This is a genomic window from Microbacterium sp. ARD32, from assembly GCF_031844385.1.
Taxonomy (GTDB): Bacteria; Actinomycetota; Actinomycetes; order Actinomycetales; family Microbacteriaceae; genus Microbacterium.
Genome location: NZ_JAUZVD010000004.1, coordinates 115921 through 127215, shown reverse-complemented (window position 1 = coordinate 127215; position 11295 = coordinate 115921). Strand labels below are relative to the sequence as shown.

Genomic DNA, 11295 nt, shown 5'->3' with positions numbered 1-11295 from the left:
GCGAGCGAACACGGACACGCTACTGCGGTGACTTGATCATGTAGCCGACGCCGCGCACGGTGTGCAGCAGGGGCGTGCGCCCGACGTCGATCTTCTTGCGCAGGTACGAGATGTACAGCTCCACGACCGAGGACTTGCCGCCGAAGTCGTAGCTCCACACCCGATCGAGGATCTGCGCCTTCGAGAGCACGCGCCGCTCGTTGCGCATCAGGAACCGCAGCAGCTCGAACTCGGTGGCGGTCAGCTCGATCTCGTCGTCGCCGCGCATCACCTCATGGCTGTCCTCGTTCAGCGACAGATCGGCCACGCGCAGGATGGACTGCTCCTCGTCGGCGCGGCCCTGCCCGGAGCGGCGGATCACCGCGCGCAGGCGGGCGATGACCTCCTCCAGGCTGAACGGCTTGGTCACGTAGTCGTCGCCTCCGGCGGTGAGTCCCGCGATGCGGTCGCCGACCGAGTCCTTGGCAGTGAGGAACACCACCGGCACGAGGTTGCCGGCGTCGCGCAGCCGGCGCAGCACCCCCATGCCGTCCAGGTCGGGCATCATGACGTCCAGCACGAGCGCGTCAGGCTCGAACTCGTGCGCCACCTGGAGCGCCTCGAGTCCTGAGCCGGCGGTACGCACCTCCCAGCCCTCCATGCGCAGGGCCATCGCGAGCAGATCGGTGAGCATCGGCTCGTCATCGACGGCGAGGATGCGCAGCGGTGCTCCGTCGGGACGGCGCAGGTCGGGATGCTCGGTGCTCATGCCCCCATTGTGCGCTTGCTGTCGCCGAGAATCCATTGCGTTCGCTATGCGGATGCTGTGATCCTGGTCGACGCAGGGCGCCCGTTCCGGATGTCGGTGGCGACATCTATCGTCTGAAGGATGACAGAACAGCTGATCATCACACCGAGCTCCGTCGACGACGTCGTCGAGGCGATCGGCCGGGCCGGGCGAGACGGACTCGGCATCACTGTCGTGGCCGGCGGTCACGGGCTCTGGTCGCACAGACCGGATGACGGGATGCGCATCGAGCTGTCGGCGATGTCGGACATCCGCATCGACGGCACGACCGTGAGCGTGGGAGGCGGGGCGACCTGGGGCGCGGTCGCCGAGCGGCTCGGCCGGGAGGGGCTGGCGATCAGCTCGGGCGACACGGCATCCGTGGGCGTCGGCGGCCTCACGCTGGGCGGTGGCATCGGCTGGATGACGCGCCTGCGGGGACTTGCCGCCGACCAGCTGATCGGAGCGCAGGTCGTGACCGCTGACGGCGAGGTGGTCGAGACCTCGGCGACGCAGCATCCCGACCTCTTCTGGGCGCTGCGCGGGGGCGGCGGCAACTTCGGCGTCGTGACGCGATTCGACTTCGCCGCGCACCGGCTGCCGTCCATCGTGCACGCGGAGTACACGGGAGCAGTCGAGCCGGCCGCTCTGCTGCGGGCCATGCGGGATGCCATGCGCGATGCGCCCCGCGAGCTGACCGTCACGTACATGGACGTTCCGCCGATGGACCCCAGCGCCCCCGCGGGTGCGAGCCTCGTCGCCGTCTGGGCAGGCGACGACGAGCACCGGCTGCGGGAAGCACTGGCCGCGGTGCACGACGTCGAGGGCGTGACGGCCCGGATCACGACGCCCGCGTACCGCGACATCCTGGCGGAGATGCCACCGGCGGATCCCGATCAGCAGTCGCCCGGATTCGTCGGCGGCAACGGACTGTTCGCCCAGCTGGACGACGAGCTGATCGACCGCCTGGTGGCCTTTCGCGCAGCGCATCCCTCGTCGGTGGTCTTCATGCGGTCCTTGGGCGGCGCATTCGGCGCGGTGCCGCAGGAGAGCACGGCATTCCCCGGGCGTGACGCGACCTGGTTCATCATGGCCGGCGGCTTCGATGTCCCCGGCCTGCTCGATGATGCGGGCAGGGACGCGATCGCGGCCGACTGGGCGGCCATGCAGGAGGGGAGCCTCGCCGAGTACGGCAACTTCGTGTCGGTCGATGAACCGCAGCGGGTTCCCGGCATGTTCACCTCAGCCGCTCATGCGCGGCTGAGAGAGGTGAAGGCGCGCTGGGACCCGCGCAACCTGTTCCGGCGCAACCACAACATCGTCTGAGGTGGGACGGGGTCGGACGCCGACCGGCATCCGACCCCGTTCTCACGGTCTCAGGCTCAGTGCGTGTCCTCGGCCTCGATCTCGCTGCGATCGCCCGACCACAGGGTGTGGAAGGTGCCTTCCCTGTCGACCCGCTTGTAGGTGTGCGCTCCGAAGAAGTCGCGCTGACCCTGCACGAGCGCCGCCGGCAGGCGGTCGGCGCGGATGCCGTCGTAGTACGACAGCGACGAGGAGAACGCCGGGGCGGGGATGCCGGCCTGTGCGGCCGCCACGACGACGCGGCGCCATGCCGACTGCGCTCGGGTGAAGACCTCGGCGAAGTACGGCGCGGTCATCAGCACGGGCAGGTCGGGGGTGGAGGCATAGGCATCCGAGATGCGGTTCAGGAACTGCGCGCGGATGATGCAGCCGCCGCGCCAGATCTTCGCGACCGCACCGAGGTCGATCGACCAGCCGTACTCCGCGGCTCCGGCGCGGATCTCGTCGAACCCCTGCGAGTAGGCGACGATCTTCGACGCGTACAGCGCCAGGCGCACGTCCTCGATGAACGCCGCCTCGTCCTCGACCTCGAACGCGTCCTCCGGGCCGGGCAGACCGGCCGCGACGGCACGCTGCTCGGGGTGCGAGGACAGCGACCGGGCGAAGGTGGCCTCCGCGATGCCCGAGACGGGCACGCCGAGGGCGAGAGCGGTCTGCACCGTCCAGGCCCCGGTGCCCTTGGCGCCCGCCTGGTCGAGGATCACGTCCACCAGCGGCTGACCGGTCTCGGCGTCGACCTGCCGCAGCACCTCGGCGGTGATCTCGATCAGGTAGGACTCCAGCTCGCCGCGGTTCCATTCGGCGAAGATGTCGGCGATCTGCGCCGGGGTCTTCCCGGTGCCGCGGCGGATCAGATCGTACGCCTCGGCGATCAGCTGCATGTCGGCGTACTCGATGCCGTTGTGCACCATCTTCACGAAGTGCCCGGCACCGTCGTGTCCGATGTGCGTCACGCACGGCTCGCCCTCCGCGACGGCGGCGATGCTCTTCAGGATCGGACCCAGAGTGACCCATGACTCGTCGGATCCGCCGGGCATGATGCTCGGGCCGAGCAGCGCGCCCTCCTCGCCGCCCGAGATCCCGGCGCCGACGTAGTTGATGCCGGTGTCGCGGACGGCCTTCTCGCGGCGGATGGTGTCGGGGAAGTACGCGTTGCCCCCGTCGACGATGATGTCGCCCGGCTCGAACACCTTCACGAGCTCGTCGATCACGGCGTCCGTCGGGCCGCCGGCCTTGACCATGATGATCGCAGTGCGCGGCTTCTGCAGGCTCGCGGCGAACTCCTCGTACGAGAACGCGGGCACGAAACCCGCCTCCGGATGCGCGGCGAGCAGCTCGTCGGTCTTCGCGCGGCTGCGGTTGAGCACCGCCACCGTGTTTCCCTCGCGGCTGGCGAGGTTGCGGGCCAGGTTGGACCCCATGACGGCGAGTCCGACGACTCCGATGTTGGCTGATGCTTCGGGCACGGAAGGCTCCTCGATCGCGGGTGCAGAGACGGCTACAGCGTACCGGGAGCGGACGACGAGGCGGGCGCGTGTGACGGCTCAGTCCTTGCGGTAGCCCGTGCGGCCCATCGAGAACATCGCGGCGAACGCGCCGACGCCCCCGAGGACGGCGATCCCGCCGATGAGCCAGAACAGGACGTGGGTGATGACTGCGGCAACCGACATGCACACAGCCTATCCAGGATTCGGGTACCATGGAGACGTTCCTCGGCGAGGGATGCCGTTCCGCGTGCATCCGTGATCGACGCGGCGATGCGAGTACTGCTTTCTCTCTTCTTCGTGTCCGCGCTCGAGGCGCCGAAACCCACGACCACCGCACGATCAGCTCGTGCGTCTGAAGGAGAACATCATGTCCGACGACAACAAGGTCCACGCCGACCTTCGCACCAGCTTCGGCAAGGGCTTCGCCCGTCGCCTGCGCGCCGAGGGCAAGATCCCCGCGGTCATCTACGGTCACGGCACCGAGCCCGTGCACGTCGCGCTGCCCGGCCACCAGGTGTCGCTGATCATCCGTCGCGCCAACGCGCTGCTCGACCTCGAGATCGAGGGCAAGGGCCAGCTGACCCTGGTCAAGGACGTGCAGAAGGACCCGGTGCGCCAGATCATCGAGCACATCGACCTGCTGGTCGTCAAGAAGGGTGAGAAGGTCCACGTCGAGGTGCCGGTCATCGTCACCGGCGAGTCGTTCTCGGGCACGATCGTCACGGTGGATGTCGCGACCGTGAAGCTCGAGGTCGAGGCCACCCACATCCCCGAGCACGTCGAGGTCTCGGTGGAGGGCCTGGAGGAGGGCGCGCGCATCACCGCGGGCGATGTCACGCTGCCCAAGGGCGCCGCGCTGCTCGACGACGCCGACCTGCTGCTGCTCGCCGTCTCCGTGCCGGCCGCCGAGATCGCCGAGGGCGACGAGGAGGACGCTGCAGAGGCCGCTGCCGAGGCTCCTGCCGAGGAGGCCGCCGCGGAGTGATCCGCCGCTGATCAGAGGGGGGGACGCGAGCGATCGCGTCCCCCTCTTCACATTCGAGGGAGACGAGCATCGTGGCCACCTGGCTGATCGTCGGACTGGGCAATCCCGGGCCGCGCTATGCGGCGACCCGCCACAACGTCGGCCAGCTGGTCGTGGACGAGCTGGCCGGGCGCCGCGGCGAGCAGTTCCGCGAGCACAAGGCGGGCGCTCGGGTCGTGGAGACCTGGCTGCGCCCGGGCGGCGAGAAGCTCGTGCTGGCCAAGCTCAACTCGTTCATGAACGTCTCCGGCGCGCCGGTCGCGGCGCTCGCGCGCTTCTACTCCGTCGAGCCCGATCACCTCGTGGTGATCCACGACGAGCTCGACATCCCCTTCGACAGCATCCGGCTCAAGATCGGCGGCGGCCACGGCGGACACAACGGCGTCCGCGACATCGCACGCGCCCTCGGCACCCCGGAGTTCCTGCGGGTGCGCGCCGGGATCGGCCGTCCGCCCGGCCGTCAGGATCCCGCGGCCTGGGTGCTCGCCGCGTTCGGGTCCGCCGAGCAGCAGACCCTGCCGATCTTCCTCTCGGACGTCGCGGATGCCGTGGAGCAGCTCGTCGACGAGGGGCTGCTCGCCGCCCAGCAGCATCACCACTCGCGAGGGTGACTCGCCCTCCGGCGAATCGTGGTCAGGCGCTGCCGCCCAGCCCGTAGAGCAGCCAGACGAGGCCGATGAACACGATCGGACCGGCGATCGCCCCCACGATCGCACTGATTCCGGCCGGACGGCCACGGCGCCGCACGATCGCGACGATGCCCAGGGTCAGCGCGAGGATCCCGAGCACGGTGCCCGACCAGAACGCGATCTCCAGCCAGAGCACCAGCGTGCGCACCGGCGTCAGCGCGGACCAGACGATGCCGTCGGGGGCGGAGATCACGGTCTCGATGGGGGCTCGCTTCCCGATGCTCAGGCCGAGGATGCCGGCGGCGATCGGCGCGGCGACGGATGCCAGGCCCGCGAGCAGCAGTGCGATGAGGCCGGTGCCTCGAGACGCCGCGGCCTCGGGCGGCACCTGGTACGCGCCCGCGGACGTCGCGTAGCCGCCGACGGGTACGGTGTACGCGCCCGGCGGGGCAGCCGGTGCCTTCGGCGGAATTGGGGGCGGAAAGGCGTCAGTCACGGAACCCTCCTGATCTCGCCGGTGCGCGCTCAGACGCGTCGGAGCAGACCGACCTTGTCGTAGACGTCGGCGAGGGTCGCGTCGGCCGCCTCGTCGGCTCTGGCGGCATTCGCGGCCAGCAGCCGGTCGAGCTCGGCGGGGTCGTCGAGCAGGGCGTTCGCTCGCTCGCGCACCGGCCCGAACTCGTTCACGACGACCTCGGCGAGACCCTTCTTGAAATCGCCGTAGCCGCGCCCGGCGTACTCGTCCTCGATCGACCCGACCTGACGCCCTGTGAGCGCCGCGTAGATGGTGAGCAGGTTCGAGACGCCCGGCTTGGTCTCGCGGTCGTAGCGCACGGAGCCCTCGGTGTCGGTGACGGCGCGCATGATCTTCTTCGCCGACGTGGCCGGGTCATCCAGCAGCCACAGCACGCCGGCGTCGCTGTCGGCGGACTTCGACATCTTCGACGTCGGGTTCTGCAGATCGTAGATGCGGGCGGTGTCCTTCTGGATCACGGGCCGGGGGATCGTGAACGTCGAACCGAAGCGCTTGTTGAAGCGCTCAGCGAGGTCGCGCGTGAGCTCGACGTGCTGCTTCTGATCGTCGCCCACCGGCACGAGCTCGGTCTGGTAGAGCAGGATGTCCGCCGCCATGAGCACCGGGTACGTGAACAGTCCCACCGATGTGGCGTCGGTGCCGAAGCGTGCCGACTTGTCCTTGAACTGCGTCATCCGTCCCGCCTCGCCGAAACCGGTGATGGTGCTGAGCACCCAGGCGAGCTCGGCGTGCGCGCGCACGTGGGACTGCACGTAGAGCGTCGACTTCGACGGCTCGATGCCCGCCGCGATGTACTGCGCCGCCGTGCGGCGGGTCTTCTCGCGCAGCTCAGCAGGATCCTGCGGCACCGTGATCGCGTGCAGATCGACGACGGAGAAGAACGCGTCGAAGGAGGACTGCAGCTCACGCCACTGCAGGAGCGCCCCGATGTAGTTGCCGGCCTGGAGAGAGTCGGCGGAGGGCTGCATTCCGGAGTAGAGGCGTGGTTTCTGGGTCACTGTTCGATTCTATTGTTCAGTAGGTGTAATCGACGATCACCGGCGCGTGGTCGCTCCAGCGCTGGGCGTAGCTGGCGGCCCGCGCGACCTGATAGCCGGCGGCGCGCAGAGCGAGCGCCGGCGTGGCCAGATGGTAGTCGATGCGCCAGCCGCTGTCGTTGTCGAAGGCCTGGCCCCGCATCGACCACCAGGTGTACGGTCCGGCCACCTCGCCATGCGCCGCGCGTCCCACATCGACCCAGCCGAGTCCCGTGCCGCCGCCCTCGGCGGCGTACGGGCGGGTGTCGCTCAGCTGCCCGACCATGCCGCGGCCGGTGCCCTCCTGGCCGTGGACGGGCTCGCCTGCGGCACCGAGGAACCGATCGAAGTAGGCGCGCTCGCGAGCGAGGAACCCGGCTTTCTTCACGTTGCCCTTCCAGTTCAGGATGTCGAGGGGACGATGCCCGACGTTCAGGTCCCCGGTGACCAGTGCGAGGGCGCCGTCGGCGCCGAGCTGCGCCATGCGCTCGCCCATCGCATCGAGGAACTTCCACTTCTCGAGCTGCTTGGGCGTGTCGGCCTCGCCGGAGTGCACGTACGCGCTCACCACGGTCAGGGGCGCCCCGTCCAGGTCGAAGTCCGCCTCCAGCCAGCGACCGGCGGAATCGAACTCCTCGGGCCCGAACGCCGTGCGCGATGCCTGTGCCGGCACCCGGCTGAGGACCGCCACACCGGCACGGCCCTTCGCCGTCGCCGCATCGTGCAGCCTGTGCCACCCCGGGAACGCGTCCTCGAGGTGCTCGTCCTGCGCGCGGACCTCCTGCAGGGTCAGGATGTCGACGTCCGCGGCATTCAGCCAGCCGTGCATGCCGTTGCGCACCGCCGCGCGGATCCCGTTGACGTTGACAGAGGCGATACGCAGATGGGGCATGTCTCCAGCCTAATGACCAGCGCCGACACTCCCCGCCCGCGGTGCCGGTGGCCGCAGCTCGCCGCGATCGGTGGCGCGCACCGCGATCCACGTCGCCGACAGCAGGACCACAGCGGCCACCAGGCGGCACCACAGCAGCAGCGCCACCATGACCGCGAACGTCGCCAGCAGCGGGTTGCCGGGGGAGCGGGCGAAGATCAGTCCGATGCCGAGCTGAAGCATCGTCACCGTGGCGCCCCCGACCAGCGCGCCCGGCCAGATGGTCCGCCAGGGCAGAGTCGTGCCGATGAGGAAGTGCACCAGCAGGGCGATGGCCGTGGTGTCGATCGCGATGATGACGATCACCGAGCCAGCCGACACGATGCTGCGGATCGATCCGCTGGGAAGATCCCACCCCGCCAGCTCCACGAGCCGGGTCAGCGCCCACACGCCGAAGAGGCTGAGCAGCGCACCCAGCAGCAGCGAGGCGGCGAAGCCGAGTGCGCCGAGCGCATCGCGCAGCTTGAGCAGCACGAAGCCGGGCTGCGCAGGCGGCAGACCGAAGATGTCGCGGACGGCCCGCCGCGTGAAGGTCACCGCGCCGGTGGCGGTCCAGATGGCGACGGCGACGGCGATCAGACCGGTGGTGGTGAACGCCGCGCCCGCCTGACCGACGATCTGCTGCACCTCATCCGGGTCGGCGATGCCGTGCTCGCTGATGATGCCGGGCAGGTAGCTGTTGGCGGCCCGGATGAGCGCCTGCACGGCAGAGGTGCTGCCTCCCAGCCACACGCCCGCCGAGGCGAAGGCGACGTAGAGCAGGGCGAACAGCGCGAACACTCCCTGGTACGCCATGCCCGCCGAGAGCAGGGTGCCGTTGCGCTGCAGGAACCGGCGCCAGACGCGCACCGGGAACAGGGCGGCGGCGCGCCGCACCAGAACGGCGGCGCGCCCGGCTGAATCACTCAGTCGGGCGCGCATGCGGTGCTCGGATCGTTCAGCGCCCGCCGCGCAGCACGGCCTGCTTGACCTCGGCGATCGCCTTGGTGACCTCGATGCCTCGAGGGCACGCCTCGGTGCAGTTGAAGGTGGTGCGGCAGCGCCACACGCCCTCCTTGTCGTTGAGGATGTCCAGGCGCACATCGGCGGCGTCGTCACGCGAGTCGAAGATGAAGCGGTGCGCGTTGACGATCGCGGCCGGGCCGAAGTACTGGCCGTCGGTCCAGAACACCGGGCAGGACGAGGTGCAGGCCGCGCACAGGATGCACTTGGTCGTGTCGTCGAAGATCTCGCGGTCGGCGATCGACTGGATGCGCTCCTTGTCCTTCGGGGGAGCGGAGTTGGCGATCAGGAACGGCTGCACCTCGCGGTAGGAGGCGAAGAACGGCTCCATGTCGACGATGAGGTCCTTCTCCAGCGGCAGCCCCTTGATCGCCTCGACGTAGATCGGCTTGGAGATGTCCAGGTCCTTGATCAGCGTCTTGCACGCCAGGCGGTTGCGGCCGTTGATGCGCATGGCGTCCGACCCGCACACGCCGTGCGCGCAGGAGCGGCGGAAGGCCAGCGACCCGTCGACCTCCCACTTGATCTTGTGCAGTGCGTCCAGCACGCGGTCGGTCGCGTACAGCTCGACGTCGTAGTCCACCCAGTGCGGCTCGGCATCCTTCTCGGGATCGAAGCGGCGCACGATGAACGTGACGAGGAACGACTGCACACCCGAATCGTTGACCGGAGCCTCTGCGACGGCGTTCGACATGCTCAGTACTTCCTCTCCAGCGGCGGGTACTTCAACTCGCCCTTGTCGTCCTTGGTGAACACCACGGGCTTCCAGTCCAGCCTGATGTGGTCGGTGGCGTCCGAGGAGTGCGGGTCGCCGACGAGGTACGCCATCGTGTGCACCATGTAGTTCTCGTCGTCGCGCTTGGGGTAGTCGTCGCGCATGTGCCCGCCGCGGCTCTCCTTGCGGTTGCGGGCGGCGTACACGACGACCTCGGCGATGTCGAGCAGGAAGCCCAGCTCGACGGCCTCGAGCAGATCAGTGTTGAACCGCTTGCCCTTGTCGTCGACGTGGATGTTCTTGTAGCGCTCGCGCAGCTCCTCGATCACGCCGAGCACGTGGGTCAGCGACTCGTCGGTGCGGAACACCTGCGCGCCCTTGTCCATCTCGTCCTGCAGCTTCTTGCGCAGCACGGCGATGCGCTCGGTGCCCTGGTTGCTGCGCAGGCCCTCGACCATGTCCCGCACGAAGTCGGCGGGGCTGTCGGGAAGCGGCACGAACTCGGCGCTCCTGACGTACTCCACGGCGTTGCGGCCGGCGCGCTTGCCGAACACGTTGATGTCCAGCAGCGAGTTGGTGCCCAGGCGGTTCGAGCCATGCACCGAGACGCACGCGCACTCGCCGGCCGCGTAGAGCCCGGCCACGATCGTGTCGTTGGTCTGCAGCACCTCGGCGTTGTTGTTGGTCGGGATGCCGCCCATCGCGTAGTGCGCGGTCGGCATGACCGGCACCGGCTCGACGACGGGGTCCACGCCCAGGTAGGTGCGGGCGAACTCGGTGATGTCGGGGAGCTTGGTCTCCAGCACCTCGGCACCCAGGTGCGTGCAGTCCAGCAGCACGTAGTCTTTGTGCGGCCCGGCGCCACGGCCCTCGAGCACCTCCTGCACCATGCTGCGCGCGACGATGTCGCGAGGCGCGAGGTCCTTGATGGTGGGGGCGTAGCGCTCCATGAAGCGCTCGCCCGAGGCGTTGCGCAGGATCGCGCCCTCGCCGCGGGCGCCCTCGGTGAGGAGGATGCCGAGCCCGGCCAGTCCCGTCGGGTGGAACTGGAAGAACTCCAGGTCCTCCAGCGGCAGGCCCTTGCGCCACACGATGCCGACGCCGTCGCCGGTGAGGGTGTGGGCGTTGGAGGTGGTCTTGAAGATCTTGCCGAAGCCGCCGGTCGCGAAGATGATCGCCTTCGAATGGAAGACGTGCAGCTCGCCGGTGGCCAGGTCGTAGGCCACCACGCCGGCGACCTGCGTCGCACCCGCCTCGTCGGAGACCGTGATCAGGTCGAGCACGTAGAACTCGTTGAAGAAGTTGATGCCCAGCTTGACGCAGTTCTGGAACAGCGTCTGCAGGATCATGTGACCCGTGCGGTCGGCCGCGTAGCAGGCGCGGCGCACTGCGGCCTTGCCGTGCTCGGAGGTGTGGCCGCCGAAGCGACGCTGATCGATCTTGCCCTCGGGCGTGCGGTTGAACGGCAGACCCATGTTCTCCAGGTCGATGACCGCGTCGATGGCCTCCTTGGCCAGGATCTCCGCGGCATCCTGATCGACCAGGTAGTCCCCGCCCTTGACGGTGTCGTAGGTGTGCCACTCCCAGTTGTCGTCCTCGACGTTGGCGAGCGCCGCCGCCATGCCGCCCTGCGCCGCACCGGTGTGCGACCGGGTGGGGTACAGCTTGGTGATCACCGCTGTGCGCGCGTGCGGTCCCGCCTCGATCGCGGCCCGCATCCCGGCACCGCCGGCGCCGACGATGACGATGTCGAACTCGTGGTAGTGGATGCCATCGCGGACGACGGACTCGGAGGTCTGAGTAGTCACTGTGTGTTCTGCCTTCT

General features: G+C 69.1%; 12 protein-coding genes. 3 read left to right on the top strand and 9 right to left on the bottom strand.

What is annotated here, in order from left to right; translation table 11 throughout:
- Nucleotides 1–19: 19 nt before the first annotated feature.
- Entirely contained in the window at nucleotides 20–748 is a 729-nt protein-coding gene (locus Q9R19_RS13760) for a response regulator transcription factor (protein ID WP_311256962.1), read from the bottom strand.
- A 120-nt stretch (nucleotides 749–868) separates the two neighbouring features.
- Between Q9R19_RS13760 and Q9R19_RS13755 the strand changes: the two genes are divergently transcribed.
- Nucleotides 869–2092 carry an FAD-binding oxidoreductase gene (locus tag Q9R19_RS13755; protein WP_311256961.1) on the top strand — a complete coding sequence of 408 codons (1224 nt, stop codon included), beginning with the start codon at nucleotides 869–871 and terminating at the stop codon, nucleotides 2090–2092.
- A gap of 56 nt (nucleotides 2093–2148) precedes the next feature.
- Here Q9R19_RS13755 and gndA read toward each other — a convergent pair whose 3' ends face one another.
- Nucleotides 2149–3597, bottom strand: coding sequence for an NADP-dependent phosphogluconate dehydrogenase (gene gndA / locus Q9R19_RS13750; RefSeq protein WP_311256960.1), 1449 nt, complete (start codon nucleotides 3595–3597; stop codon nucleotides 2149–2151).
- Nucleotides 3598–3675: 78 nt separating this feature from the next.
- Nucleotides 3676–3801 carry a hypothetical protein gene (locus Q9R19_RS13745; protein ID WP_311256959.1) on the bottom strand — a complete coding sequence of 42 codons (126 nt, stop codon included), beginning with the start codon at nucleotides 3799–3801 and terminating at the stop codon, nucleotides 3676–3678.
- 184 nt (nucleotides 3802–3985) lie between these two features.
- Here Q9R19_RS13745 and Q9R19_RS13740 point away from each other — a divergent pair, with 184 nt between their 5' ends.
- Both Q9R19_RS13740 and pth read left to right on the top strand, forming a co-directional pair.
- Nucleotides 3986–4603, top strand: a complete 618-nt coding sequence (locus tag Q9R19_RS13740) for a 50S ribosomal protein L25/general stress protein Ctc (protein WP_311256958.1) — start codon at nucleotides 3986–3988, stop codon at nucleotides 4601–4603.
- Between the two features lie 68 nt (nucleotides 4604–4671).
- Nucleotides 4672–5253 carry an aminoacyl-tRNA hydrolase gene (gene pth / locus Q9R19_RS13735; protein ID WP_311257066.1) on the top strand — a complete coding sequence of 194 codons (582 nt, stop codon included), beginning with the start codon at nucleotides 4672–4674 and terminating at the stop codon, nucleotides 5251–5253.
- Between the two features lie 22 nt (nucleotides 5254–5275).
- Here the strand turns inward: pth and Q9R19_RS13730 are convergent, their stop codons facing one another.
- Genes Q9R19_RS13730 through sdhA form a run of 6 tightly spaced genes read right to left on the bottom strand, consistent with a single transcriptional unit; the run spans nucleotide 5276 to nucleotide 11278 of the window.
- Nucleotides 5276–5767 carry a hypothetical protein gene (locus tag Q9R19_RS13730; RefSeq protein WP_311256957.1) on the bottom strand — a complete coding sequence of 164 codons (492 nt, stop codon included), beginning with the start codon at nucleotides 5765–5767 and terminating at the stop codon, nucleotides 5276–5278.
- Nucleotides 5768–5796: 29 nt separating this feature from the next.
- A complete protein-coding gene (trpS, locus tag Q9R19_RS13725) occupies nucleotides 5797–6804 on the bottom strand; it encodes a tryptophan--tRNA ligase (protein WP_311256956.1) in 1008 nt (335 codons plus the stop codon).
- A gap of 16 nt (nucleotides 6805–6820) precedes the next feature.
- Complete coding sequence (locus Q9R19_RS13720) at nucleotides 6821–7714, bottom strand: exodeoxyribonuclease III (RefSeq protein WP_311256955.1); 894 nt, start codon at nucleotides 7712–7714, stop codon at nucleotides 6821–6823.
- Nucleotides 7715–7723: 9 nt separating this feature from the next.
- Nucleotides 7724–8674, bottom strand: a complete 951-nt coding sequence (locus Q9R19_RS13715) for a YihY/virulence factor BrkB family protein (protein WP_311256954.1) — start codon at nucleotides 8672–8674, stop codon at nucleotides 7724–7726.
- A 16-nt stretch (nucleotides 8675–8690) separates the two neighbouring features.
- Entirely contained in the window at nucleotides 8691–9449 is a 759-nt protein-coding gene (locus Q9R19_RS13710) for a succinate dehydrogenase iron-sulfur subunit (protein WP_311256953.1), read from the bottom strand.
- Between the two features lie 2 nt (nucleotides 9450–9451).
- Entirely contained in the window at nucleotides 9452–11278 is a 1827-nt protein-coding gene (sdhA, locus tag Q9R19_RS13705) for a succinate dehydrogenase flavoprotein subunit (protein ID WP_311256952.1), read from the bottom strand.
- Between the last annotated feature and the right edge of the window lie 17 nt (nucleotides 11279–11295).

Excerpts from the sequence above, each read along its gene's own strand:
- Q9R19_RS13710 (WP_311256953.1), bottom strand. The coding sequence starts at position 9,449 with ATGTCGAACGCCGTCGCAGAGGCTCCGGTCAACGATTCGGGTGTGCAG.
- Q9R19_RS13760 (WP_311256962.1), bottom strand. The coding sequence starts at position 748 with ATGAGCACCGAGCATCCCGACCTGCGCCGTCCCGACGGAGCACCGCTG.
- Q9R19_RS13755 (WP_311256961.1), top strand. The coding sequence starts at position 869 with ATGACAGAACAGCTGATCATCACACCGAGCTCCGTCGACGACGTCGTC.
- Q9R19_RS13715 (WP_311256954.1), bottom strand. The coding sequence starts at position 8,674 with ATGCGCGCCCGACTGAGTGATTCAGCCGGGCGCGCCGCCGTTCTGGTG.
- Q9R19_RS13720 (WP_311256955.1), bottom strand. The coding sequence starts at position 7,714 with ATGCCCCATCTGCGTATCGCCTCTGTCAACGTCAACGGGATCCGCGCG.
- Q9R19_RS13740 (WP_311256958.1), top strand. The coding sequence starts at position 3,986 with ATGTCCGACGACAACAAGGTCCACGCCGACCTTCGCACCAGCTTCGGC.
- Q9R19_RS13745 (WP_311256959.1), bottom strand. The coding sequence starts at position 3,801 with ATGTCGGTTGCCGCAGTCATCACCCACGTCCTGTTCTGGCTCATCGGC.